Origin of the sequence: Streptomyces sp. WMMC940 (assembly GCF_027460265.1) — a bacterium.
GTDB lineage: Bacteria > Actinomycetota > Actinomycetes > Streptomycetales > Streptomycetaceae > Streptomyces.
The window spans coordinates 3,320,020-3,345,071 of sequence record NZ_JAPZBC010000001.1 but is presented as its reverse complement, the minus strand read 5'-3'; the positions used below and the strand labels follow the sequence as shown (position 1 = coordinate 3,345,071).

General features: G+C 71.4%; 17 protein-coding genes and 1 tRNA gene. 16 read left to right on the top strand and 2 right to left on the bottom strand.

Annotated elements, in window-relative coordinates:
- The first annotated feature begins 106 nt into the window (after nucleotides 1-106).
- The 3 genes from O7595_RS14600 to O7595_RS14590 are packed head-to-tail and all read left to right on the top strand — an operon-like array spanning nucleotide 107 to nucleotide 1,174.
- Complete coding sequence (locus tag O7595_RS14600; protein WP_269729125.1) at nucleotides 107-397, top strand: DUF4244 domain-containing protein; 291 nt, start codon at nucleotides 107-109, stop codon at nucleotides 395-397.
- Nucleotides 384-800 (top strand): TadE family type IV pilus minor pilin, encoded by a 417-nt coding sequence (locus O7595_RS14595; RefSeq protein WP_269729124.1) that lies wholly within the window; start codon nucleotides 384-386, stop codon nucleotides 798-800. The genes O7595_RS14600 and O7595_RS14595 overlap by 14 nt, the downstream gene beginning before the upstream one ends.
- Nucleotides 797-1,174: an Rv3654c family TadE-like protein gene (locus tag O7595_RS14590; RefSeq protein WP_269729123.1), complete on the top strand. Its 378-nt coding sequence runs from the start codon at nucleotides 797-799 to the stop codon at nucleotides 1,172-1,174. The genes O7595_RS14595 and O7595_RS14590 overlap by 4 nt, the downstream gene beginning before the upstream one ends.
- Before the next feature lie 161 nt (nucleotides 1,175-1,335).
- On the opposite strand, the gene O7595_RS14585 is transcribed toward O7595_RS14590, so the two are convergent.
- Nucleotides 1,336-3,933: a DEAD/DEAH box helicase gene (locus tag O7595_RS14585; RefSeq protein ID WP_269729122.1), complete on the bottom strand. Its 2,598-nt coding sequence runs from the start codon at nucleotides 3,931-3,933 to the stop codon at nucleotides 1,336-1,338.
- A 78-nt stretch (nucleotides 3,934-4,011) separates the two neighbouring features.
- Between O7595_RS14585 and O7595_RS14580 the strand changes: the two genes are divergently transcribed.
- The 11 genes from O7595_RS14580 to O7595_RS14530 all read left to right on the top strand — a co-directional run bounded on the left by O7595_RS14580 (nucleotide 4,012) and on the right by O7595_RS14530 (nucleotide 21,056).
- On the top strand, nucleotides 4,012-4,365 hold the full coding sequence (locus O7595_RS14580) for an STAS domain-containing protein (protein ID WP_003967428.1): 354 nt from the start codon (nucleotides 4,012-4,014) through the stop codon (nucleotides 4,363-4,365).
- Between the two features lie 135 nt (nucleotides 4,366-4,500).
- Nucleotides 4,501-4,950, top strand: coding sequence for an ATP-binding protein (locus O7595_RS14575; protein ID WP_269729117.1), 450 nt, complete (start codon nucleotides 4,501-4,503; stop codon nucleotides 4,948-4,950).
- A gap of 272 nt (nucleotides 4,951-5,222) precedes the next feature.
- Nucleotides 5,223-7,619, top strand: a complete 2,397-nt coding sequence (locus tag O7595_RS14570) for a sodium-translocating pyrophosphatase (RefSeq protein ID WP_269729116.1) — start codon at nucleotides 5,223-5,225, stop codon at nucleotides 7,617-7,619.
- Nucleotides 7,620-7,849: 230 nt separating this feature from the next.
- Nucleotides 7,850-8,530: a small secreted protein gene (locus O7595_RS14565; protein ID WP_269729115.1), complete on the top strand. Its 681-nt coding sequence runs from the start codon at nucleotides 7,850-7,852 to the stop codon at nucleotides 8,528-8,530.
- 327 nt (nucleotides 8,531-8,857) lie between these two features.
- Nucleotides 8,858-10,375 (top strand): class I SAM-dependent methyltransferase, encoded by a 1,518-nt coding sequence (locus O7595_RS14560; RefSeq protein ID WP_269729114.1) that lies wholly within the window; start codon nucleotides 8,858-8,860, stop codon nucleotides 10,373-10,375.
- Between the two features lie 557 nt (nucleotides 10,376-10,932).
- Nucleotides 10,933-11,130 (top strand): hypothetical protein, encoded by a 198-nt coding sequence (locus tag O7595_RS14555; RefSeq protein ID WP_269729113.1) that lies wholly within the window; start codon nucleotides 10,933-10,935, stop codon nucleotides 11,128-11,130.
- A 235-nt stretch (nucleotides 11,131-11,365) separates the two neighbouring features.
- Nucleotides 11,366-14,221 (top strand): type I DNA topoisomerase, encoded by a 2,856-nt coding sequence (topA, locus tag O7595_RS14550; RefSeq protein ID WP_269729112.1) that lies wholly within the window; start codon nucleotides 11,366-11,368, stop codon nucleotides 14,219-14,221.
- 160 nt (nucleotides 14,222-14,381) lie between these two features.
- A complete protein-coding gene (gene tmk, locus O7595_RS14545) occupies nucleotides 14,382-17,456 on the top strand; it encodes a dTMP kinase (protein WP_269729111.1) in 3,075 nt (1,024 codons plus the stop codon).
- Between the two features lie 430 nt (nucleotides 17,457-17,886).
- On the top strand, nucleotides 17,887-19,092 hold the full coding sequence (locus tag O7595_RS14540; RefSeq protein ID WP_269729110.1) for a DNA polymerase III subunit delta': 1,206 nt from the start codon (nucleotides 17,887-17,889) through the stop codon (nucleotides 19,090-19,092).
- A gap of 183 nt (nucleotides 19,093-19,275) precedes the next feature.
- A complete protein-coding gene (locus tag O7595_RS14535) occupies nucleotides 19,276-20,838 on the top strand; it encodes an alpha/beta hydrolase (protein WP_269729109.1) in 1,563 nt (520 codons plus the stop codon).
- 141 nt (nucleotides 20,839-20,979) lie between these two features.
- Nucleotides 20,980-21,056, top strand: a tRNA-Thr gene (locus tag O7595_RS14530).
- A gap of 652 nt (nucleotides 21,057-21,708) precedes the next feature.
- Here O7595_RS14530 and O7595_RS14525 read toward each other — a convergent pair.
- Nucleotides 21,709-22,539 carry a hypothetical protein gene (locus O7595_RS14525; protein ID WP_269729108.1) on the bottom strand — a complete coding sequence of 277 codons (831 nt, stop codon included), beginning with the start codon at nucleotides 22,537-22,539 and terminating at the stop codon, nucleotides 21,709-21,711.
- Nucleotides 22,540-23,028: 489 nt separating this feature from the next.
- Here O7595_RS14525 and O7595_RS14520 point away from each other — a divergent pair, with 489 nt between their 5' ends.
- Complete coding sequence (locus O7595_RS14520; protein WP_269729107.1) at nucleotides 23,029-23,649, top strand: SMI1/KNR4 family protein; 621 nt, start codon at nucleotides 23,029-23,031, stop codon at nucleotides 23,647-23,649.
- A gap of 314 nt (nucleotides 23,650-23,963) precedes the next feature.
- Nucleotides 23,964-24,743, top strand: coding sequence for a thioesterase II family protein (locus tag O7595_RS14515; RefSeq protein ID WP_269729106.1), 780 nt, complete (start codon nucleotides 23,964-23,966; stop codon nucleotides 24,741-24,743).
- The last annotated feature ends 309 nt before the right edge of the window (nucleotides 24,744-25,052 follow it).

Below are 25,052 nucleotides of genomic sequence, written 5' to 3'. Positions count from 1 at the left end.
AGCACCAACAGCACCAAGAGCACCAAGAGCACCAAGAGCACCACCAGGGTCAACAGCATCAAAAACACCAAGGCCACCAACGGCACTCGGCATCGAGGGGATCGACATGAGCGTGACCGATGTGAACACCCAGGGAGCGGTATCCACCGGGGCGAGGTCTGCGGACTTCGCACGCACCAGGGCCGCGTCCCGGACCAGGGACGTCCTCACCAGGGCGCGTGACCGGCTCTCGGGCCGGCTCCCGCGGGGCGATGCCGGAATGACGACCTCGGAGTACGCGATGGGCACGATCGCGGCATGCGCCTTCGCAGCGGCTCTCTATCAGGTGATCACCAGCGACACGGTCTCCACGGCACTCGAATCGATCATTGGGAAGGCGCTCAATGGGCAGTTCTGACACCTCCGAGGTCTCCGGCACCGCGGCGTCCGTGCTCCGGGGCTCCTGCCGTGGAGCCGACCGGGGATCCGTCACGGCAGAGGCCGCGGTGGCAGTGCCCGCGCTGGTGGTGTTCACGATGGCGCTCGTCTGGGCGCTGATGGCGGCGTCGGCGCAGATCCAGTGCGTGGACGCCGCCAGGGCGGGCGCGCGGGCGGCCGCCCGTTCGGAGCCGGAGGCCGCGGCCCTCTCGGCCGCCCGTTCGGCGGCACCGGCCGGTTCGAAGATCTCCTTGGGCAGGGACGGGGACCTCTGGCGGGTGCGGGTCGAGTCGGCGAGCCCCGGTCCCGCGGCAGCGGCCCTCACTCTGACGGCCGAAGCCGTCGCTCTGGCGGAGGACGCGGTGGGGGGCGGCGAACCATGAGGAGCCGCGACAGGGGCTCGGCGACCGTATGGGTGGCCATGGCGGCGTGCGCGATGTGCGCGGTCTTCGCCGTGGTGCTCGCCATGGGGCAGGCGGTCGTCGCCCGTCACCGTGCGGGTGCCGCCGCCGACCTCGCTGCGCTCGCCGCGGCCGACCGGGCGCTGGAAGGCGCCGGACCGGCATGTGCCTGGGCGGTACATGTGGCCCGGGCACAAGGGGCGGTGGTCGTGCGGTGCGCGGTGGCCGGTGAGATCGCCGACGTGACGGCCGGCGCCGCCCTCGGCCCGTACCGGCCGGAGGTCAGATCCCGCGCCGGCCCGCCGGCCCCGTCCAGCCCGCCGGTGCCCGCGCCGCCGGACACCGCCCGCTCGTAGGCCCTCGCAGTCTGCAGGACCCGTCCCGTCCGTCGGACTCGCCAAGCCCGCCTGATCCGTCCCGCCCGTCTGGAGGCGTCGGGGGCGGCCCGGCCGGACCCGCCTGATCGGTGGGCTCGCTTCGGGCAGTCGGCGCGCTCCGCCGGGGCCGGCGAGATCCGTCAGGCCTCGGGGGCGCCCGGGGTCGGGTCCTGCGTGGCTGCCGGATCCCCCTGGCGGCCCAATGGCTCCCCGGTCGTCTCCGCTTTCCGGCCCGAGGCGTCCGAGGCGTCCGAGGCGCTTCGCGGGTCAGGGGGGCCGGCACCGGGAGCGCCCGGGGCATCCCTCAGGAGGACGGTGAGCAGGCGGACGGCGGCGCGCTTGTGGAGCGGGTCGTTGCCGTTGCCGCACTTGGGGGACTGGATGCAGGACGGACAGCCCGCCTCGCACTCGCAGGAGGCGATGGCCTCCAGGGTCGCGCCGAGCCACTCACGGGCCGTGTGGAAGGCCCGCTCGGCGAAACCCGCACCACCGGGGTGCCCGTCGTAGACGAACACGGTCGGCAGCAGGGTGTCCGGGTGCAGCGGTACGGAGACCCCGCCGATGTCCCAGCGGTCGCAGGTGGCGAAGAGCGGGAGGAGCCCGATGGAGGCGTGCTCGGCGGCGTGGAGTGCCCCGCCCAGCTGCTCCGGGTTCACCCGGGCGGCGTCCAGCTGGTCCTCGGTCACGGTCCACCACACGGCACGGGTGCGCAGGGTGCGCGGCGGCAGGTCGAGCTTGGTCTCGCCGAGCACCTCACCGGTGATCAGCCTCCGGCGCAGGAAGGAGACGACCTGGTTGGTGACCTCGACGGAGCCGTAGCAGAGACGGCCGGCGCCCCACGGGATCTCGGTGTCGGTCTCGAGGACGGAGATGGAGGTGGTGTCCCGGGCGGTGGTGGAGTAGGGCGGGTTCGCCTCCTCGACGAGGGCGACGGAGTCCTCCAGGTCCAGCCGCTTCACCAGGTACGTACGACCCTGGTGGAGATGCACGGCGCCGTCGTGGACGGCGGTGTGGGCCGCCGGTTCGTCGACCGTGCCGAGCAGCCGGCCGGTGGCGGCCTCGACGATCTGGACGGGCCGCCCGCCCTCGCCGCGGATGTCCGCGAGGTCGGCTGCCCGCTCCCGGCGGGTCCAGTACCAGCCGGCGGTGCGCCTGCGCAGCAGCCCCGCGCTCTCCAGCTGCGGCAGCAACCCGGGGGCGGCCGGGCCGAACAGTTCCAGGTCCCGCTCCGTCAGGGGCAGCTCCGCAGCGGCCGCGCAGAGGTGCGGTGCCAGGACGTAGGGGTTGTCCGGGTCGAGGACCGTGGACTCCACGGGCTGCCGGAACAGCGCCTCGGGATGGTGGACGAGGAAGGTGTCCAGCGGGTCGTCGCGGGCGACCAGCACCGCGAGGGCACCCTGTCCCGAGCGGCCGGCCCGGCCCGCCTGCTGCCAGAGCGAGGCGCGGGTACCGGGGTAGCCGGAGATCAGGACCGCGTCCAGGCCGGACACGTCGACGCCCAGTTCCAACGCGGTGGTGGCGGCCAGCCCGAGCAGTTCGCCCGAGTGCAGGGCACGCTCCAGGGCGCGACGTTCCTCGGGCAGGTAACCGCCCCGGTACGCGGCGACACGCCGTGCGAGGGCCCGGTCCACCTCGGCCAGGCGCTCCTGGCTGATGACCGAGATCAGCTCGGCGCCCCGCCGTGAGCGCACGAAGGCGACCGTGCGGACGCCCTGGACGGTCAGGTCGGTCAGGAGGTCCGCCGTCTCCGCGGTGGCCGTACGGCGCACCGGGGCCCCCTTCTCGCCGTGCAGCTCGGTGAGCGGTGGCTCCCAGAGCGCGAAGACCAGCTCACCCCGGGGCGAGGCGTCGTCCGAGACCTCGGTGACGGGCAGACCGGTCAGACGGCCGGCGGCGACGGCGGGGTCGGCGGCCGTCGCCGAGGCCAGGAGGAACACCGGATGCGCGTCGTAGCGGGCGCACACCCGGCGCAGCCGGCGGAGCACCTGGGCGACGTGGGACCCGAAGACCCCGCGGTAGGTGTGGCACTCGTCGATCACGACGTAGCGCAGGGAACGCAGGAAGGAGGACCAGCGGGGATGTGACGGGAGGATGCCCCGGTGCAGCATGTCCGGGTTGGTCAGGACGTAGTTCGCGTACTGGCGGACCCACTCCCGCTCCTCGACGGGGGTGTCACCGTCGTACACGGCCGGTCGCACACGGTTGCCCAGCGGCGACGCGAGCTCCTTCACCGCGCGGCGCTGGTCGGCGGCGAGGGCCTTCGTCGGGGCCAGGTAGAGGGCGGTGGTGCCCCGTCCGTTGGGCGCCTCCGAGCCGTCCAGCAGGGCGCTGAGGACCGGCGCGAGGTAGGCGAGGGACTTGCCGGAGGCGGTTCCGGTGGCGATCACGACCGACTCGCCGTCCAGGGCGTGCTCGGCGGCGGCTGCCTGGTGGGCCCAGGGGTGTTCGATCCCGGCCTGCTGGATGGCGTTGATCACTTCCGCCCGGATACGGTGCGGCCAGACTGCATGGCGGCCCGGCCTGGGGGGCAAGTGCTCCGTATGAGTGATGCGCGCAGCCCGGCCCGCCCCCGCGGTGAGCCGGTCGAGGACCGTACCCGGGGAGGGGCGGGTTTCCCCGCTCTCGGCGGGTCGTCTGGGTCGGTGATTCATGGCCATCGGGACCGAGTGTGTCACCGGCGTGACGGACAATGGTCCCAAGGCGTCGTGCATGGCTGCTGGTAAGTGATTGAATGCCATCGCGGCTGGCGATCCGTCCCCTGGCTCCGCCGGGGAGACCGAGGGGCGACCGCTCGATAGCAAGGTGCTGGAGGATCCGTGGACCTGTCCCTGTCGACTCGCAATGTGTCCGGCCCTGGCGGCGACCGCACGGTCGTCGAGGTCGGTGGCGAGATTGATGTGTATACCGCGCCCAAGCTGCGCGAGCAGTTGGTCGAGTTGGTGAACGACGGCAGCTACCACCTGGTTGTCGACATGGAGGGCGTGGACTTCCTCGACTCGACCGGCCTCGGCGTGCTCGTGGGCGGTCTGAAGCGCGTACGCGCGCATGAAGGCTCGCTGCGCCTGGTCTGCAACCAGGAGCGCATTCTCAAGATCTTCCGGATCACTGGTCTGACCAAGGTGTTCCCCATTCACACCACGGTCGACGAGGCCGTCGCGGCGACCGACTGAGTCGCCGCGGGGGTTCCCCGGGGACTCCGGCGCGTTCGGAGGATCCGGGGAGTCCGGAGGAGGGCCAGGGTGCCGGGCGTCAGCCCGGTGCCCCTGAGAAGCACGCTCGCACGCTCGTACGTCGAGGGGGACCGCATGGCCACCGTTGAACTCCGCTTCAGTGCTCAGCCCGAGCACGTCAGGACGGCCCGCCTCGTGGCGGCCGCCGTGGCGCGGCGCGCACGGGTGGACGAGGCGGTGCTGGACGAGGTCAGGCTCGCCGTCGGCGAGGCGTGCAGCCGTGCCGTCGGGCTGCACCGCAGTCATGGCGTCACGGCTCCCGTGCGCGTCCTGCTCACCGAGGAGGAGAAGTCCTTCTCGATCGAGGTCGGCGACGAGGTGCCGGTTTCCGGTGTCCCCGCGGGCGCCGGGGCAGGGAAGCACGGCTCCGGTTCCGGTGACGACCACGAGGACGCCGACGGGCGGGACCAGATGGGGCTCGCGGTGATCAGCGGTCTCGTCGACGACGTGGAGGTGACGACGGGTGAGCACGGAGGTGTCATCCGGATGACCTGGCCGACGAATCCGGCCACGATCGTGTCATGACCCGATGACCGCCCCTGGCGCGCCGCGCTGACGGCGGCACCCGCGCCCACCTTTTTGAGAGGCCCTGCTGAGCAGGGCCTTTTTCATTTCCCTAGATCATTGATCAAGCGTCAATGCTTTTGCCCCATTACCGCTTTCGGGGGCAATCCTGAGGCGCGATCATTTGCTGAGGAGCGAACGAAGGTCAATTCCATTTGTCGCGCACTGTTTTGATCAGGTTCCGCTCCCTACAATCCGTCCACATCTTGAGCTCTGAACGTCAAGGAGGACGAATGGCGGGGCTCTTCAACCCAACCCTGACCGAACCCACTTCCCTTGCGGCCGCGGTACTCACCGATGACAACAGAATGATCGTAATTGTCATCGCGGTCGTCGCGATCGCGGCGCTGGTCGTCGCCCAGTTGCTGGTGCGTCAAGTGCTGGCGGCCGGTGAAGGCACCGAGTCCATGAAGAAGATCGCGGCAGCCGTCCAGGAAGGCGCAAACGCCTATCTGGCCCGGCAGTTGCGCACTCTCGGCATCTTCGCCGTGATCGTTTTCTTCCTGTTGATGCTGCTGCCGGCGGACGACTGGTCGCAGAGACTGGGACGTTCGGTCTTCTTCCTGGTCGGTGCGCTGTTCTCGGCCGCCACCGGATACATCGGCATGCGCCTCGCGGTGCGCGCGAATGTGCGCGTGGCCGCGGCGGCTCGTGAGGCGACCCCGGCCGAAGGCGAGCCGGCGAAGGATCTGACGGCCGTCGCGCACAAGGCAATGAAGATCGCTTTCCGCACCGGTGGTGTGGTGGGCATGTTCACGGTGGGCCTCGGCCTGCTCGGTGCCTCCTGCGTCGTCCTCGTCTACGCGGCGGACGCCCCCAAGGTCCTGGAGGGCTTCGGCCTCGGCGCCGCGCTGATCGCCATGTTCATGCGTGTCGGCGGTGGCATCTTCACCAAGGCCGCGGACGTCGGAGCGGACCTCGTCGGCAAGGTCGAGCAGGGCATCCCCGAGGACGACCCGCGCAACGCCGCGACCATCGCGGACAACGTCGGTGACAACGTGGGCGACTGCGCCGGCATGGCAGCCGACCTCTTCGAGTCGTACGCCGTCACGCTCGTCGCCGCCCTCATCCTGGGCAAGGCCGCCTTCGGCGATCTGGGGCTGGCCTTCCCGCTGATCGTCCCGGCGATCGGCGTGGTCACCGCGATGATCGGTATCTTCGCGGTCGCCCCGCGGCGCGCCGACCGCAGCGGGATGTCCGCCATCAACCGCGGCTTCTTCATCTCCGCGGTGATCTCGCTGGCCCTGGTGGCCGCGGCGGTGTTCGCCTACCTGCCGTCGTCGTACGCCGAGCTGAGCGGAGTCACCGAGCCCGCGATCAGGGGCCACGAGGGAGACCCGCGCATCCTCGCGCTGGTCGCCGTCGCCATCGGCATCGTGCTGGCCGCCCTGATCCAGCAGCTGACCGGGTACTTCACCGAGACCACCCGCCGCCCGGTCCGCGACATCGGCAAGTCCTCGCTCACCGGTCCGGCCACCGTCGTCCTCGCCGGTATCTCCATCGGGCTGGAATCCGCCGTCTACACCGCGCTGTTGATCGGTCTCGGCGTGTACGGGGCGTTCCTGCTCGGCGGTACGTCGATCATGCTCGCGCTGTTCGCCGTGGCCCTCGCCGGCACCGGACTCCTCACCACCGTCGGTGTCATCGTCGCCATGGACACCTTCGGGCCGGTCTCGGACAACGCCCAGGGCATCGCGGAGATGTCCGGCGACGTCGAGGGCGCGGGCGCCCAGGTCCTCACCGACCTGGACGCCGTCGGCAACACCACCAAGGCGATCACCAAGGGCATCGCCATCGCGACGGCCGTCCTCGCGGCGGCTGCGCTCTTCGGCTCGTACCGGGACGCGATCGCCACCGCGGTCGCGGAGGTGAGCGCCAAGGCCGGGGAGATGGGCCTGAGTCTGGACATCTCCCAGCCCAACAACCTGGTGGGTCTGGTCCTCGGCGCGGCCGTTGTCTTCCTGTTCTCCGGGCTGGCGATCAACGCCGTGTCCCGGTCCGCCGGTTCCGTGGTCTTCGAGGTGCGGCGGCAGTTCCGTGAGCACCCCGGGATCATGGACTACAGCGAGAAGCCGGAGTACGGACGCGTCGTCGACATCTGCACCAAGGACGCCCTGCGTGAGCTGGCCACACCGGGTCTGCTCGCCGTCATGGCGCCCATCGCGGTCGGCTTCACGCTCGGCGTCGGCGCCCTCGGCTCGTATCTCGCCGGCGCGATCGGCACGGGCACCCTCATGGCCGTCTTCCTCGCCAACTCCGGTGGCGCGTGGGACAACGCCAAGAAGCTCGTCGAGGACGGGCACCACGGCGGAAAGGGCAGCGAGGCGCACGCGGCGACGGTGATCGGTGACACGGTCGGCGACCCGTTCAAGGACACCGCGGGCCCGGCGATCAACCCGTTGCTGAAGGTGATGAACCTCGTGGCGCTCCTCATCGCGCCCGCGGTGGTGCAGTTCAGTTACGGCGACGACGCCAACGCCGGCGTGCGGGCGGTGATCGCGGCCCTGGCGATCGTGGTCATCGTCGGTGCGGTGTACATCTCAAAGAGGCGGTCGGTCGCGGTGGGTGACGAAGGCAACGCCGCCGAGCGGTCGTCGAAGTCACCGGACCCGGCGGTCGTTTCGCAGTAGCGCTTCACCTGGACGAAACGCCTGCTCACACGAGGGGCGGGCATCGTGGTCGACCACGATGCCCGCCCGTTCGTCCGCCCGGGGGCAGGCCGGGAGCGGAGGCGGCGGTGAGCCTTGTCTCTCCTGGGGCAAATACCTATACAACCCAACAAGCTGGACATTCAGCACGGGATTGTTGTGCGGAGGGCGTGTATGTTCCGGGGCCGAGAGCCTTGGAAGGGACCGATCCGGTGAAGGTGAACAAGAAGCTCGCGGCCGCCGTGTCCGGCGGTGCGGTGCTGGTGCTCGCGCTGACGGGCTGCAGCGACGAAGACGACAGCGGCAAGGTGGACGCCTGGGCGAAGAGCGTCTGCGACAAGGCACAGCCGCAGATCCAGAAGCGGGCCGACGCCCAGCAGGCGATCATCTCGACCGCCGTCGACGGCAAGCCCGCCGACATACAGGCGGCCGACTCCAAGGCCTTCCAGGACATCGCCGACGCCAACAAGGCGCTGGCCTCCGCGGTGCAGGCCGCCGGCTCCCCACCCGGTGAGGGCCAGGAGCAGCTCCGGCAGGACGCGGTCAAGGAGCTCAACGCGACCGCGACGGCGTACCTCGACCTCAAGAAGAAGGTCGACGCGCTCGACCCGAAGAACCAGCAGAAGTTCGCGGACGGCCTGCAGGACGTCGCGAACGGGCTGAAGAAGATCCAGAAGATGGACCAGGTCGCGCTCGGCAAGCTGCAGTCCGGCGATCTGGGCAGGGCGATGGGGAAGCAGAAGGGCTGCCAGCGGACGAAGCCGTCGGCGACCGCTTCCACCGGCACGGGCGGCGGTGCCTCCGAGCCCGGCAGCAAGCCGTCGAATGCCGCCGGCCCGTCGAAGTCGGCCGGATCCGCCGAGCCCGAGGCGTCGAAGGGGACCTCCGAGTAGTCGAGCCGGTGCCACGGCGGACGGACGAACCGCCCGGGGGTGTTTCGGGTGCTCCGCCATGCCGGGCGGCTCGTGTTCCGGTCGGCCCACCGCGTCGGGGCCGGCTCCGACGCGGTCCCGCGGGGGCGGGGCGCCGTGGTCCTCGGGGGCTTCCCCCGGGTGAACCGGGTTCCGCGAACCGGTTCCGGGCACTCCTCTCCCCGCACTCCACTCCGCGAAGCCGACCGCTTCAACGGGACCGTGTGCTGCACCGGATGGGGCGCGCGGTCGCCCCGATGGGCGTGGCAGCGGCGGCGAAGGCGGACTGCCGCGGGTGAGAATGGGCGGGTGAGTACGACCAGCCTTGCCGCAGGCCTTCCCGTTCCCGACCAGTCCGCCCGGCTGCGCGACGCCCTGCTCGCCGCCGACTTCACCGCCGACGGGCTGCTCGAACTGCTCGGCGCGCCCGCCTACAGCGCACTCGCCCGCAGCGAGACCGTCCCGGCCCTGCGCGCCACGCGCGGCGCGTCCCCACTGGAGACGCTGGTGCGGCTCTTCCTGCTGCAGTGCCCGGTGTCACCCGAGCGTGCCCGGGAGGCGCTGCCCCTGGACGTGGCGCTCGAGGACGGCTGGGTGGCCGAGTCCTCCGACGGCATCCGGGCGACGGTGGACGTCCGCCCGTACGGCGGGCCCGAGGGGCAGGACTGGTACATCGTCTCCGACCTCGGCTGCGCGGTGGGCGGGGCCGGTGGCGCGAGCGGCCGTGACGAGGGCGTCGTCCTCGGTGTCGGCGGCGCGTCCACCACCCTCGCCGGTATCACGGTCCGCACTCCGGTGTCCTCCGCCCTCGACCTCGGTACGGGCTCCGGCATCCAGGCCCTCCACGCCACTCAGCACGCCACCCGGGTCACGGCCACCGACCTCAATCCACGGGCCCTGGCCTTCACCCGCCTCACCCTGGCGCTGTCCGCAGCCCCCGAGGCTGATCTGCGCGAGGGCTCCCTCTTCGCGCCGGTCGGGTCGGAGAGGTACGACCTGATCGTGTCGAACCCGCCGTTCGTCATCTCGCCGGGCGCCCGGCTCACGTACCGGGACGGCGGAATGGGCGGGGACGATCTGTGCCGCTCGCTCGTTCAGCAGGCCGGGGACCGTTTGAACGAGGGGGGGTTCGCGCAGTTCCTCGCCAACTGGCAGCACGTGGAGGGGGAGGACTGGCAGGAGCGGGTGCGCTCCTGGGTGCCGCGTGGCTGCGACGCCTGGATCGTGCAGCGCGAGGTGCAGGACGTGACGCAGTACGCCGAGCTGTGGCTCAGGGACAGCGGTGACCACCGCACTGCCCCCGACGCGTACGCGGCGCGCTACGCGGAGTGGCTCGACGAGTTCGAGGCGCGCGGGACCAAGGCGGTCGGCTTCGGCTGGATCACCCTCCGGAAGACGGACTCGGACCGGCCGTCGATCGTCGTCGAGGAGTGGCCCCACCCGGTCGAGCAGCCGCTCGGCGAAGCCGTACGCGGCCACTTCGCCCGGCAGGACTATCTGCGCACGCACGACGACGCGGCGCTGCTCGCCGACCACTTCGTACTCGTGGACGAGGTGGTGCAGGAGCAGGTCGGGCTGCCCGGCGCCGAGGACCCCGAGCACGTCGTGCTGCGTCAGAGCCGTGGTATGCGGCGGGCCACGAAGGTGGACACGGTCGGTGCCGGTTTCGCCGGCGTCTGCGACGGCACGCTGAGCGCCGGCAGGATCCTCGACGCCATCGCCCAGCTGGTCGGCGAGGATCCGGTGCTGCTGCGGGACCGCACGCCCGAGGCGATCAGGGTGCTGGTGCAGGAGGGCTTCCTGGAGCCTGCCGTTCCGCGCGGCTGAACCACGTGCCGGGCGCGGACGTCCCCACGGTCCCGTGCCGGCGCACGAGGTGGTGCCCACCGGGGTCGCCCGTGCGCCGCCCGGCCGCCCATCGTGGCCGCCCCACCGGCGGAACGGCTCCTTTCCCATCTCCGCGTGATCCCCGGGCGGCAGCCGGACCGATCCGCTCTCGCCGTCGACCCGGCAGGGCTCCTTCCCGCCGGCGCTCGGCCGGCGACGCAGCCCGCGCCGTCCGCAGGATCGGAACGGCCCCCTCCGTCCGGCCGGACTGCGCCTGTCGGCCATCGCTCCCGCATGAAACCGGCCATTGTGCGCATGTTCATACGGGCTCCGGCTGAGTCCGCTGCGGAGCCGGCGAATGCGTCGCTCCGCTGTCCGGCCGTCCGCGTGCGGCTGCCCGCCCGCCTCCCGGAAGCCAATGCTCCGGAAAACGCCCCCAGCGGCGCCGCCCGGGTGAACCCGTGTCGCGTTCACCTGGAATTCGGGTGGGAGACGCCCGGAGGTGCCAGCCTCGGCCACGGGGCTTCCCGGGGCAGGCCGAGAAATGGGAGACGGGCATGGAGAGCGGTCCGGCGATCTTCGCGGGAACGGTATTCGCGCTGTTCGGAGCCGCACTGCTGATATGGACGGGAGCGCGGGTCCGGCACCGGGCCCCGGTGGCGCACGGCGTGAATCCCGCCACGGCCGCCGCCCTCACCACGATCTTCGGCGCGGGCTTCCTGCTCGCCGGCGTCTGGTGCTTCAGCCGGTTCTGACCACCTCGCGCCCACGTCGGGCCGCCGCTTCCCGGGGTCCGCCATGGGAGTCCGGGCGGCAGGAATGCCCGGAGTCGGGTTACCGTTCGAGTGGCCGTTGCGAGCTTTTGCCGTTTGACACGGGGGCGGGTTGTACCGTCACACTCCGCAGCGACAGCAAAGTGCAGTACGGCCGTACGCCGTACGTTGTACGCCGTACGAGCCCACCGAGCGTCGACCGGAGAGAAGAGCGAAGTTGTCCCCGACCAGCGAGACCGCACAGGGCGGCCGCCGACTCGTCATCGTCGAGTCGCCTGCCAAGGCGAAGACGATCAAGGGCTACCTCGGCCCCGGCTACGTCGTCGAGGCGAGCGTCGGGCACATCCGCGACCTCCCGAACGGTGCCGCCGAGGTCCCCGAGAAGTACACCGGTGAGGTGCGGCGGCTCGGTGTGGACGTCGAGCACGACTTCCAGCCGATCTACGTCGTCAACGCCGACAAGAAGGCCCAGGTCAGAAAGCTCAAGGAGCAGCTGGCCGGATCCGACGAGCTCTATCTCGCCACCGATGAGGACCGCGAGGGCGAGGCGATCGCCTGGCACCTGCTGGAGGTCCTCAAACCCAAGGTCCCGGTCAAGCGGATGGTCTTCCACGAGATCACCAAGGCCGCGATCCAGGAGGCCGTCGCCAACCCGCGCGAGCTCAACAAGCGCATGGTCGACGCCCAGGAGACCCGACGCATCCTCGACCGCCTCTACGGCTACGAGGTCTCGCCGGTCCTGTGGAAGAAGGTCATGCCGCGGCTCTCCGCGGGCCGTGTCCAGTCCGTGGCCACCCGTCTCGTCGTCGAGCGGGAGCGCGAGCGCATCGCGTTCCGCTCCGCCGAGTACTGGGACCTGACCGGCACGTTCTCCACCGGCCGCGCCGGCGACCCCTCCGACCCCGCGGCCTTCACCGCGCGACTGACCGCCGTCGACGGACGGCGCGTCGCCCAGGGTCGCGACTTCGGTCCGGACGGACGGCTCAAGTCGGACCAGGTCCTCCACCTCGACGAGGCCAACGCGCGCGCCCTGAAGGCGGCTCTCGAGAACGCCGCGTTCTCGGTCCGCTCGGTCGAGTCGAAGCCGTACCGCCGCTCTCCGTACGCCCCGTTCCGTACGACGACGCTCCAGCAGGAGGCCTCGCGCAAGCTCGGCTTCGGTGCGAAGGCGACGATGCAGATCGCGCAGAAGCTGTACGAGAACGGCTTCATCACCTATATGCGCACGGACTCGACCACGCTCTCCGACACCGCGGTCGCGGCGGCCCGGGCGCAGGTCACCCAGCTGTACGGCGGCGACTACCTGCCCGAGAAGCCGCGCACGTACGCCGGGAAGGTCAAGAACGCCCAGGAGGCGCACGAGGCCATCCGCCCCTCGGGCGATCGCTTCCGCACCCCGGCCGAGACCGGTCTGACCGGTGACCAGTTCCGTCTCTACGAGCTGATCTGGAAGCGGACCGTCGCCTCCCAGATGAAGGACGCGGTCGGCAACTCCGTCACCGTCAGGATCGGCGGCACCGGCTCCGACGGCCGGGACGCCGAGTTCTCGGCGTCGGGCAAGACCATCACGTTCCACGGCTTCATGAAGGCGTACGTCGAGGGTGCCGACGACCCGAACGCGGAGCTGGACGACCGCGAGCGACGGCTGCCGCAGGTCGCCGAGGGCGACCGGCTCGCCGCCGAGGAGATCACGGCGGACGGGCACGCGACCAAGCCCCCGGCCCGCTACACCGAGGCCAGCCTGGTCAAGGAGCTGGAAGAGCGAGAGATCGGCCGCCCGTCGACGTACGCGTCGATCATCGGCACCATCCTCGACCGCGGCTACGTGTTCAAGAAGGGCACGGCACTCGTGCCGTCCTTCCTCTCCTTCGCCGTGGTCAACCTGCTGGAGAAGCACTTCGGCCGGCTCGTCGACTACGACTTCACCGCCAAGATGGAGGACGACCTCGACCGCATCGCGCGGGGCGAGGCCCAGGCGGTGCCGTGGCTGAGGCGCTTCTACTTCGGCGAGGGCACGGGGACCGGCGAGGCCGCCGAGGCCGGGAACGGCGACGGCGACCACCTCGGCGGACTCAAGGAGCTCGTCACCGACCTCGGCGCGATCGACGCCCGGGAGATCTCGTCCTTCCCGGTCGGCAGCGGCATCGTGCTGCGCGTCGGCCGCTACGGCCCGTACGTGGAGCGAGGGGAGAAGGACGCGGAGGGCCACCAGCGCGCCGACGTGCCGACCGACCTCGCGCCGGACGAGCTGACCGTCGAGCTCGCCGAGGAACTGCTGGCCAAGCCGAGCGGTGACTTCGAGCTGGGCAAGGACCCCGAGACCGGCCACGAGATCGTCGCCAAGGACGGCCGCTACGGCCCTTACGTCACCGAGATCCTGCCCGAGGGCACGCCGAAGACCGGCAAGAACGCGGTCAAGCCGCGGACCGCCTCCCTCTTCAAGTCGATGGCCCTCGACACGGTGACCCTCGAGGACGCGCTCAGGCTGATGTCGCTGCCGCGCGTCGTCGGCAAGGACACCGAGGGCGTCGAGATCACCGCCCAGAACGGCCGCTACGGTCCGTACCTGAAGAAGGGCACGGACTCCCGCTCCCTGGAGACCGAGGACCAGATCTTCAACATCACGCTCGACGAGGCGCTGGCGATCTACGCCCAGCCGAAGCAGCGTGGCCGCGCGGCCGCCAAGCCGCCGCTGAAGGAGCTGGGCACCGACCCGGTGAGCGAGCGTCCCGTCGTGGTGAAGGACGGCCGCTTCGGCCCGTACGTCACCGACGGCGAGACCAACGCGACCCTGCGGACGGGCGACAGCGTCGAGACGATCACCCCGGAGCGCGGCTACGAGCTGCTCGCCGAGAAGCGCGCCAAGGGCCCGGCGAAGAAGGCCGCCAAGAAGGCTCCCGCGAAGAAGGCGACGGCCAAGAAGACCGCGGCGAAGAAGACCACGGCCGCCAAGAAGACGACGGCTGCCAAGACGACCGCCGCGAAGAAGACGACCACGGCGAAGTCGGCCGCCAAGAAGACGACGGCCAGGAAGACCGCCGCGGCGGCGAAGACGTCGTCCTCGGACGAGTAACGAACAGCGAGAGCGGCTGCGGCTCCGGCGTCACGAACGCGTCCGGCAAGGGGCGCCCCGTGGAGGACCACGGGGCGGCCCTCCCTCGTTTCACGGACGCGCCGCCCGTTTGTTCGGGCTGGGCCTCCGGGGAGCAATCACCTCCGGATAGGCTGGGCGGATGACGCGAGCCGAGCAGCCAACGGCCCAGAGCCCCACCTCTGAACCCGAAGCACGTGCCGCCGACGCACTGGCCGCGGACTCACGCGAGCGCGCCGTACGGTCGCTCCTGCGTGTACCCGCGCTGCGCCGGTTGTGGAGTGCGCAAGTCGTCGGCGGAATCGGTGACGCCCTCGCCCTCCTGGTGCTGGTCCTCCTGGCGCTCCAGACGGCGGTCGCCGAAGGAGCCTTCGGCGGCGGATACCGGGGCGCCGCCTTCGCCGTCGCAGCCGTGTTCGGGGTCCGCATACTCGCCACGTTCCTCTTCGGGGCCGTACTCCTCGGCCCGCTCATCGCGCTGACCGCGCCGGGCGGACCGCTGGACCGCCGCTGGACCATGATCGGTGCCGATGGCATCCGCATCGCCCTGCTCGTCATCGCCCCGCTGTGGATCGACTGGACCCCGGACAGTGCCGTGGCGTACGTGCTCGCCACGGTCTTCGTCGTCGGCGTCGCCGAACGCTTCTGGACCGTCGCCCGGGAGAGCGCCGCTCCCGCACTGCTGCCTCCGCCGCCGCTGGAGGGCGCGGCCGTACGCCCGCTGCCGGACCATCAGGACGCCCTGCGGAGGCTGTCCCTCCGCACCTCCTTCGCGGTCATTCCCGCCGGCGCCGCCGCACTGCTCGCGGCGACGCTGATCGGCAATCTGCTCGGCACCGGCGTCGAGTGGTTCACCGTGCACCAGGCCGCGCTCGGGTCGTACGTGGCGGCGGGCCTCTTCGCCGCTTCGCTGTCCGTCCTGGCCGCCGTCGAACTCCCGGGCACCCCGACGCCGCGCCCCCGTTCCCCGCTGGAGGGATTGCGCCGCCCGTCCACCGGCAACGGCCTCGACAAGGGCCGTACCGGTGCCGTCCCGCTGCTGGTCCTGGCCTGCGCCGCGATCGCCGGGGCCGTCGCCTCCGCAGCCGCCGTGTCCGTCCTGCACGCACGCGACCTGGGCGGCGGCCCGGCCGCGTTCGCCCTGTTCGTGCTCGCCCTGACCGGGGGCACGGTGCTGGGTGTCCGGGGTGCCCCGGGCGTGCTGCCCGCGCTGTCCCGCCGCAGGCTCCTCGCGCTGGTGATCGCCGTCAGCGGCGTGGCGCTGCTGGCGATGGGGCTCGTCCCGGACACGGCGACGGTGGTGTTCCTCGCGGTCCTCGCCGGCGGTTCGGCAGGCGTCGCCGCGCACACCGGGCACGCGCTGATCGACCTGGAGACCGAGGAGTTCCGGCGGCCGAGGATCACCGAGCACCTGCAGGCCGTCGTCCGGGTCGCCATCGGGCTCGGCGCCGTCGGCGCCCCGCTGCTCGCCGCCGCCATCGGCCCGCACCGCCTGGCCAGCGGAGAGTTCGTGTTCGCGCACGGCGGCGCCGCCTTCACACTGATGCTGGTCGGCGCGCTGCTGCTGCCCGTGGCCGTGATCGTCCTCGCCAGGACCGACGACCGGGCCGGCGTGCCGCTGCGCCGCGATCTGGCCGACGCGGTCCGCCGCGGCGCGGACCCCGCCCAGGCACCCGCGGCCACCGGTTTCTTCCTCGCCGTCGAGGGCGGCGACGGTGCCGGAAAATCCACGCAGGTCGAGGCGCTCGCGGAGTGGATCCGCGCCAAGGGCCACGAGGTCGTCGTCACACGTGAACCCGGCGCCACGCCCGTCGGCAAGCGGCTGCGCTCCATCCTGCTCGACGTCTCGTCGGCCGGGCTGTCCCACCGGGCCGAGGCCCTCCTGTACGCCGCCGACCGCGCCGAGCACGTCGACACCGTCGTCCGCCCCGCGCTCGAGCGCGGAGCGGTCGTCGTTTCGGACCGCTACATCGACTCGTCCGTGGCCTACCAGGGAGCGGGCCGCGACCTCTCCCCGACCGAGATCGCCCGGATCTCGCGCTGGGCGACGGACGGGCTCGTACCGCATCTGACCGTGCTGCTCGACGTCTCCCCGGAGACCGCGCGCGAGCGGTTCACGGAGGCACCGGACCGGCTGGAGTCCGAGCCGGCCGAGTTCCACCGCCGGGTCCGGGCCGGGTTCCTCACCCTGGCCGCCGCCGACCCCGGCCGCTACCTCGTCGTGGACGCGGGCCAGGAGCCCGAGGCCGTCACCACGGTCGTACGGCATCGGCTCGACCAGATGCTGCCGCTCTCCGAGGCCGAGGTGAAGGCCCGGGAGGAGGCGCGGAAGGCCGCCGAGGAGGAGGCCCGGCGCAGGGCCGAGGAGGAGGCCGCCCGCAAGGCCGAGGAGGAGCGCCTGGAGCGTGAGCGCCAGGAGCAGCTCGCGAGGCTGCGCGCCGAGGAGGAGGAGCGCAAGCGCCGCGAGTTGGAGGAAGCGCGTCGCCGGGAGGCCGAGCGGCAGGCGGAGGAGGCCAGGCAGCGTGCCGAGGAGGCCCGGCGGCTGGCCGAGGAGGAACGGCGCCGGCGCGAGGCCGAGGAGAGGACCCGCCGGGAGGAGGCGGAACGCCGCCGTCGGCAGGCCGAGGAGGAGGCCCGGCTGCGGGCCGAGGCCGAGGAGCGCCGTCGCGAGAAGCAGCGCAAGGCCGAGGAGGCCCTGCTGCGGGCGGAGGAGGCACGCCGGGCGGCGGAGGCGGCCGCGGCCGCCGCTGGGTCCTCGGCCACCGAGACGACGGTGCCGACTCCCGTGGTGGGGGCGAACGACGTCACGCAGACGGCCGAGACCCCGCGCCCGCGCATCGACATGACGAAGGAGGACGCGGAGACGACGGTCCTCCCTCAGGTGCCGCAGCCCCCGGAGGGAAACACGGGCAGCACGCGGGGTGCGGCTCCGGGGAACGCGACGGTGTCCCGGGATCCCGCGGACGAGACCGCGGTGCTGCCGCCGGTGCGGGGCGAGAGCCCCGCGGACCGCGTGCCGCCGGGCCTCTTCCGGCACGAGTCGTCCGCCCCCGCGGAGGAGGAGCGAACGCGCGAGCTGCCCCAGGTCGACGAGGAGGGCCGGTCGCGCCGCCGTTCCGACTGGGCGGAGGAGACCCCGCTCGACGACCTGCCGACCCTGGCGGACGAACTGCTGGGGCCGCACGACGACGGGGACGACCGGCGCCGGGGGAGCTAGCCGGTGTGCGCTGTGCCGGGGAAGGCCCACCGGGAGCCTCGCGGCGGCCGGTGCGGTACGCCGGGAGCGGGGCGTCGTCCTCGTGGCGGAGGTCGCGGAGCCTCGTCCTCGTACCGGACGCACTCGGGTGGTGCGGCAGCACAGTGGGGTGCCGTGCGGGGTGCCGTGCGGGGTGCCGTGCGGGGTGCCGCGAGCCGCTTGCACCTTACGGTCACGGCACCGGCGGACCCGCGCCGGTCCGGCCGCGCTCGGGCCACCGCCGGACCGCGGGCCGGGCGCCGCCGGACCCGGTTGTCCACAGGCGATGAGAGGTGTCCGACCCCTGCCCCACAATGGGAGGCCGGTGCAGCACCTCGCGGCACCTGGCGCGGTTCGTGACACGTGGTCCGGAGCCCGCAGTTCGTACGACGGAGTAGGGCGGTGGCGGCAGATGGCCGTGTGGGACGACCTGGTCGGCCAGGAGCGTGTCCAGGAGCAGCTCGCCGCCGCCGCACGGGACGCCGACGCGCTCGTCACGGCCGAGGCGGCGGGGGAGCCGCCTCCCGCCGTGTCGAGGATGACGCACGCCTGGCTCTTCACCGGACCGCCGGGCTCGGGCCGTTCCACCGCGGCCCGCGCCTTCGCCGCGGCCCTGCAGTGCACAAGCCCCGACCGGGCGCTGGGCGGCGCACCGGGCTGCGGCTTCTGCGACGGCTGTCACACCAGCCTGGTGGGCACGCACGCCGATGTCGAGGTGGTCCGGACCGACTTGCTGTCCATCGGTGTGAAGGAGACCCGCGACCTCGTCCGCCGCGCCCAGCTGTCGCCCGCGGTCGGCCGCTGGCAGGCCATCGTCCTGGAGGACGCCGACCGCCTCACCGAGGGCGCGGGAAACGTGCTGCTGAAGGCCGTGGAGGAGCCCGCTCCGCGCACGGTGTGGCTGCTGTGCGCGCCCTCCCTGGAGGACGTGCTGCCCACGATCCGCTCCCGCTGCCGCCACCTCTCCCTCCGCACGCCTTCCGTCGACGCCGTCGCCGACGTGCTGATGAGGCGGGACGGCATCGAGCCCGAGGCCGCCGCGTCCGCCGCCCGGGCGACCCAGGGGCACATCGGCCGGGCCCGCCGACTCGCCACCGACGAGGCTGCCCGGGCCCGTCGGGCGACCGTGCTCAGGCTCCCGCTGAGAGTCGAGGACGTCGGCGGCTGCCTGAGAGCGGCGCAGGAGCTGATCGACGCGGCGGCGGAGGACGCCAGACAGGTCTCGGAGGAGATCGACGCCAGGGAGACCGAGGACCTCAAGGCCGCCCTGGGCGCGGCGGCGGGAGGGCGGATGCCGCGGGGCACGGCGGGGGCGATGAAGGAGCTGGAGGACAGGCAGAAGCGCCGTCGCACCCGTACCCAGCGGGACAGCCTCGATCTCGCGCTCACGGACCTCAGCGGCTTCTACCGGGACGTGCTCGCGCTCCAGCTCGGCTCGACGGTCCCCCTCGCCAACGAGGATGTGCGGGACGCCCTCGACCGGGTGGCGCGCGGCTCCAGCCCGGAGGGGACCCTTCGCCGGATGGAAGCGGTCCTCGCCTGCCGAGCGGCTCTGGACACGAATGTGGCCCCGCTGCTGGCGGTGGAGGCGATGACGATGGCGCTGCGCACGGGGTGACTCCCCGACCGCTCCGGAGCCGCCGGCGCAGAAGCAGCCGACGAGCGGCGTGGTGGCCGGGCTCCCGGCGTCGGAGATCCTCCGCGCAGGCCCACCTGGCTGCCGCTGAAGCTTTTTTCTGGGCGAATCACCTATACGGGAACGAAGGGGCATGATCCGTCTTCGTGCCTATAGGCTCCCAGGATGGACACCAGGCAGTTCCTCAGGACCTCCGCCATCGCGTTCACCACAGCCCTGGGGCTGCTGATTTCGGGTTGCAGCGGCAGCGGCCCGGCCTCGGAGGCGCCCGACCCCTCGGGGTCGGTGCCGGGAGCGGCAGCGCCCTCCCCGGTGTCGACCGCCGCGCTGAAGCCGTACTACGAGCAGAAACTGGACTGGCGCAACTGCGGCGCCCCGGGCTTCCAGTGCGCCACGCTCAAGGCCCCGCTCGACTACTCCAAGCCCGACGGGCCCTCGGTCGAGCTGGCCGTCGCCCGGGTGAAGGCAACCGGCCCCGGCAAGCGGATCGGTTCGCTCCAGGTCAATCCGGGGGGTCCGGGCGGCTCGGCCGTCGGCTACCTCCAGGCGTACGCGGGCGTCGGCTATCCCGCTCCGGTGCGGGCCCGGTACGACATGGTGGCCATCGACCCGCGAGGAGTAGCCCGCAGCGAGCCCGTCACCTGCCTCGACGGCAAGGAGATGGACGCGTACACCCAGAGCGACCAGACTCCCGACGACCCGGCCGAGGTCGACAAGCTGAGCACGGCCTTCAAGGGCTTCGCGGCAGGCTGCAAGGAGCGGTCGTCCGCGGTCCTCCCGCACGTCTCCACCGTCGAGGCGGCCCGGGACATGGACATCTTCCGGTCCGCGCTGGGCGACGAGAGGCTGTCGTACGTCGGCGCCTCCTACGGCACGTTCCTCGGCGCGACCTACGCCGAGCTCTTCCCGGAACGGGCGGGCCGGCTCGTGCTCGACGGGGCGATGGACCCGTCCCTCCCGGCCCGACAGATGAACCGCGACCAGACCGAGGGTTTCGAGACGGCCTTCAAGTCCTTCGCCGCCGACTGCACAAAGCGCTCGGACTGTCCGCTCGGGACGAAGTCGACCTCGGACGCGGCGGCCCGGATGAAGGCGTTCTTCGCCAAGCTGGACGCCCAGCCGGTGTCCACCGGGGAGAGCCGCGACCTCACCGAGTCGCTCGCCACCACGGGTGTGATCGCCGCGATGTACGACGAGGGCGCCTGGCCGCAGCTCCGGGACGGGCTCACCGAGGCCATGAACGGCGACGGTGCGGGACTGCTGGCCCTCTCCGACAGCTACTACGAGCGCGAGAGCGACGGCTCGTACTCCAATCTGATGTCCGCCTACTCCGCGGTCAGCTGCCTCGACCTGCCGCCCGCATTCACCACGCCCGACGAGGTCACGGCCTCCGCCGCCGACTTCGAGAAGGCGTCCCCCGTCTTCGGCAGGAATTTCGCCTGGGCCTCCCTGAGCTGTGCCTACTGGCCCACGCCCGCCACCGGCTCCCCGCACCGCATCGACGCCAAGGGCGCCGCACCGATCCTCGTGGTCGGCACCACCCGCGATCCGGCCACCCCTTACAAGTGGGCGCAGGCCCTCGCCGGCCAGCTGGAGTCGGGGACCCTGCTCACGTACGACGGCGACGGTCACACGGCGTACGGTCGCGGCAGCGAATGCATCGACAGGGCGATCAACAAGTACCTGCTCACCGGGACTCCGCCGGCGGACGGCACCCGCTGCAGGTGACCTGAGGGCCACTGCGTCCCGTACGACCGGCCCGGAGGAGGTGACCGCCTGGCCGGTCAGGGGCACCCCGAATAACCCTGTAGACTTAGCGCCGCTGCTGATGCGAGCCTGCTCCTGCCGGAACAGCCATATCCGCAGCTTGCCGCCTTAGCTCAGTTGGCCAGAGCAACGCACTCGTAATGCGTAGGTCTCGGGTTCGAATCCCGAAGGCGGCTCCATGGTGAACCCCAGGTCAGGTCTCTGACCTGGGGTTTCTTGTTTTCGTTGACCTGGGAATCTCGGCGAATCGGCACCGTCCGTCTGTGCGTCGCAATGCGTAGGTCGCCGGTTCGCATGCTGTGGCCGATAGGCTGCCGCGAGGCTGTGACCTGCTGTTTTGCTCGGCTGAACCATGGGGCCCGTCAGATCTCGACATCTTCGCTGGACAGCCGGTGGACAGCCGGTGGACAGCTGTGCGTGATGGACAGTCAGGAGTCGTCTCGCCGAGTCCGGGGTCTGGCGCAGGTCGGGCGGTCCGGGTGCTGCCGATGAGCGGTCTCGGTCTTGTGTCGTTCCGACAGCCGTGGGCGGAATCGGCGGTCCCGCGATACACAGGGGGAACGGCCTCGGGGTGGCGCTCAGCGTCGGAGGGCGACGACCGTGCCCTCCGCGTTCATGGCGCGGAGCCGTCGTGCAGACGGGAGCAGGGAGACTTGCGCGAAGGTGAGCCGGACTTCTGTGGGGCGACCCGGGACAGCCCGCTGGCGGTCGTGCACGCCTTCGCGGGCGCAGCGAGCTCATCGCGAAGCGGCTGAACATCGGTGACGTGCTCGCGTTCGGCCATGCAGAGCCCATCGGGGCTACGAGGGGCCCCAGGCGATGTACGGCAACCTACTGAAGTCCCTCGACCTGATCCTTTGCCCACCACAGGAACGCGGCGGCGTGCTGCTGGTTGGCGAAGCCCTGGCCGTCGAGGTCATTCAGGAGGTCGTTGCTCCAGAGGATGAGCCGGCCGAGGGTCCAGTTGACCGACTCGGGTGCCGGCAGCTCCAGTCCGTAGACCATTCGCGCGATCTCGCGCTTGCCGCCCGCCTCCGTCGTGTACTTGAGGATCGTCAGGAACCGGTCGGGGTGCATCACGCAGAGAACCCTCGTGAGAAGGGCCTCCTTGAAACCGGTCATGGCGAACGGCTTGGTGCCGTCCAGCAGATGCTGGAGCCGGTCTTCGAGCGGCACGTCGTCAGGGCCGTACAGCAGATACTCGATCGTCTTGCGGGTCGCCTCCCCGGCTGCGGCGTCTCCCATGTCGTTCCACGCGGAGTTGAAGGTGGCCTGGTTGCCGGGGCGGGCTCCGACCTCGGAGTTGGCGAAGTCCTTGAGGACTCGGGGGTCGCACGTCCACAGCCCGTCGGGCGAGAAGATCTGCTGGTACTTCGACCAGTAGTCCGCCACGTCGGGGTCGAAGTCCGGCTTGACGGCGAGGTACTGCTCCTTCAGCCGGGCCACGCGCTCCAACTGCTCGGGACCGACGTCCTCGGGTTTCGGGAAACGGGCCTTGAGGTCGTCGAAGGCGCGGAGCGGATTCCTCTGCGGGACGGGGGGTTCCTTGTGCTCCCATTCGTAGCCGCACCGGTGCTTCACGAGACGACGTCCGCCGTCGAGCGTGCGGATCACCTCGATGTCCTCGTCGTCGCTGCACAGTGGACACATGGCCAACGCCATGGCTACCCCCGTTCCCACAGTGTTCGAGCCCGCTCCGAGCCGATGCACTTCTCCGTCCAAGGGCCGCATTCTTGCATTCGGCAAAGGTGGGCGGGATGTGGGGCCATCCGGCGAGACCGGGGTCGGGCACCTCCTGTCCGTCGGATCCGCCTGCCCCCGGCTACGGCTCGTCCTGGTCCTCGGCGCCCCGCGGCAGCCTGGGCGGCGCGCCGCCCTTCCCTCGGACACGGACGCCACGGTCGCCTACGACGCCGCAAGCGGTCGGGTGACCAGCACGACCGATGCGAACGGCGGAACACGGAAGGTCTCGAACCCTCGTACTCGTCGGGGTCGGCCGCCTACCAGGATGCCGTCATGGCACGGTCCCCTGCCAACTGGCGACTTGGCGAGAGCAGCGGCGCACAGACGGTCAGCGTCACGGGGGACGGGATGGACGGCTCCTGCCGTGACGGGGTGGACCAACACATCGATCGACGAGAAGAGGCATCAATGTCCGAGGAAACCGCATGGGAGACCCTGCTCCGGCTCATGCCGCCTACAGCCGCGAGCGATACGTTGGTTGACTGGGATCAGATGCGTGACGCATGGGACAAGGAATTCCCACCGGACTACCGTCGGTTCATCGGGGAATACGGAGCCGGGACGTTGGAGGACTATCTGGTCGTTCTCCACCCGGAACCCAAGGGGGGACGACCGAAGGCAGAGCTGAGCGGCATGCTCCACGAGACCGCGAACGCCGAGAGCGCCTGGGCCAGGGAACCCAAGTCGCCCGAGCTGGCGGGGACAGCGCCCGAACTCATCGCGTGGGGGGCCGACGCCGGCTCGGACATCCTGTGCTGGGACGCCTCGGGCGACGACCCCGGCACATGGCCCGTCTTGGTGCGCGGCAGGGACAGCAACCTGTGGCGCCGTTACGACTGTGGGATGGTCGAGTTCCTCGCGTGCGTGCTCCGGGCGGACTTGGACCAGAACCCGCTGGGTGATCTCGCTCCCTGGGGTGCACAACCCGCCACCTTCCTGAACGAACGTGAGGAGGGGCGCCGTCTGGAGCAAGGTCTGGATCCGTGGACGGGCGAGCCGGATCCTTACGCGGGAATGTACGGCGACTGACCGGCCACCAGACCATGCTGAGCGGCCTGCCCGTCGTTCGTCGGGGCGCCGGAGAGGACGGCGACGGCTCGGCCGCGCGCGGCAGACGGCTGCAGCCGGCGCTTCCCTACGCCGTCGGCTGCGTGGACGAACACCCGGCGACGTTGCGGAGAAATACCGGACGGGATGTGACGCGGGGATGCGACGATGCGGGTGACTGCGCGATAAGCGAACTCCTGTTTGAGAGGTCCCTGGATGTCCGGTGAGGTGCGGAGGCGTCGCGAAGTGGGTGCCGGTGGGCAGATGTTGGAAGCGGGAACGTGGGGCTGGTCGGCGTGAGCCAACAACGGAACGTCTGGTTTCGACGCTTCCCGCCGCTGGGGAACGGGCCTACCGGTGCCGACAGCGACGCGGAGTGCGCACTGGTCTGTTTCCCGCATGCGGGCGGCTCCGCCTCCTACTGGCGGCCCTTGGCCGTCGCACTCTCCCCGACCGTGGATGTGGTGGCCGTGCAGTACCCGGGACGGCTCGACCGGCTGCGTGAGGCACCGGTCGAGGATCTGCATCTGCTGGCCGACCTGATCGCCGACGCGCTGGGCCCGCCGGGCGACCGGCCCCGGGCGCTGCTCGGGCACAGCATGGGGGCCTCACTGGCGTACGAGGTGGCCGTACGCCTCGCCCGGCAGCCCGGCGGGGAGCCCCAGCTGCTCATCGTGTCGGGCCGTCGCGCGCCGGCCGCGGCGCGGGGGCGGAACCGGGACTGGCCGTTGGACGACGCCGAACTGGTCCGGCGAGTAGGCGGGCTGGGCGGCATGGACGCCACGGTCCTCGACGACCCGGAAGTGCTGGACCTGATCCTGCCCGCTCTCCGCGCGGACCACCGGGCCCTCGCCTCCTACACGGACACCCCCGGCCGGCCGCTGTCCTGTCACGTCGTCGCCCTGGCCGGTGACCGGGATCCCGAGGCGACCGTCGAGGAGGTCCGGGCCTGGGGCGAGCAGACCTCGGGCGACTTCCGCACCCGGGTGTTCGAGGGCGGTCACTTCTTCCTCAACGACCACGCGAGTGACGTCACCGACCTGGTTCGCGGGCTGCTGCCGAGCCGTGCCGGCTGACCGTGGGCGGACCGCGGTCGGTCGGGTGGGCCGGTCGCACCGGCCTGTCCCCATCACCGACCCCGGGTGCGCATGGCCTGTGGGGTGCCTGAATCCAGCCATAAAACAGCCCGCTTCCTAAGAAAACTTGACCGGAACACACCGATCGTGTGTCACTTGAGAAGAGGTATTCGTGGTCGACTCGGCAGGTCGACTTGCGGAGACGGGCGGAGGCGGGGGGAAGCAGAGGGGCACGGGCGGGCACGGGGGACGGTTGACATCTGGGGACGCCTGTGCAAGCGAACCTCGAAGGCGATCGCTGGCAAGAAC

What these genes read in the sequence shown, in the direction of transcription:
- O7595_RS14590 (WP_269729123.1), top strand. Translation starts at nt 797, where the DNA reads ATGAGGAGCCGCGACAGGGGCTCGGCGACCGTATGGGTGGCCATGGCG.
- O7595_RS14520 (WP_269729107.1), top strand. Translation starts at nt 23,029, where the DNA reads ATGTCCGAGGAAACCGCATGGGAGACCCTGCTCCGGCTCATGCCGCCT.
- O7595_RS14595 (WP_269729124.1), top strand. Translation starts at nt 384, where the DNA reads ATGGGCAGTTCTGACACCTCCGAGGTCTCCGGCACCGCGGCGTCCGTG.
- tmk (WP_269729111.1), top strand. Translation starts at nt 14,382, where the DNA reads ATGACGCGAGCCGAGCAGCCAACGGCCCAGAGCCCCACCTCTGAACCC.
- O7595_RS14575 (WP_269729117.1), top strand. Translation starts at nt 4,501, where the DNA reads ATGGCCACCGTTGAACTCCGCTTCAGTGCTCAGCCCGAGCACGTCAGG.
- O7595_RS14585 (WP_269729122.1), bottom strand. Translation starts at nt 3,933, where the DNA reads ATGGCATTCAATCACTTACCAGCAGCCATGCACGACGCCTTGGGACCA.
- O7595_RS14570 (WP_269729116.1), top strand. Translation starts at nt 5,223, where the DNA reads ATGGCGGGGCTCTTCAACCCAACCCTGACCGAACCCACTTCCCTTGCG.
- O7595_RS14540 (WP_269729110.1), top strand. Translation starts at nt 17,887, where the DNA reads ATGGCCGTGTGGGACGACCTGGTCGGCCAGGAGCGTGTCCAGGAGCAG.
- O7595_RS14555 (WP_269729113.1), top strand. Translation starts at nt 10,933, where the DNA reads ATGGAGAGCGGTCCGGCGATCTTCGCGGGAACGGTATTCGCGCTGTTC.
- O7595_RS14600 (WP_269729125.1), top strand. Translation starts at nt 107, where the DNA reads ATGAGCGTGACCGATGTGAACACCCAGGGAGCGGTATCCACCGGGGCG.
- O7595_RS14535 (WP_269729109.1), top strand. Translation starts at nt 19,276, where the DNA reads ATGGACACCAGGCAGTTCCTCAGGACCTCCGCCATCGCGTTCACCACA.
- O7595_RS14525 (WP_269729108.1), bottom strand. Translation starts at nt 22,539, where the DNA reads ATGGCGTTGGCCATGTGTCCACTGTGCAGCGACGACGAGGACATCGAG.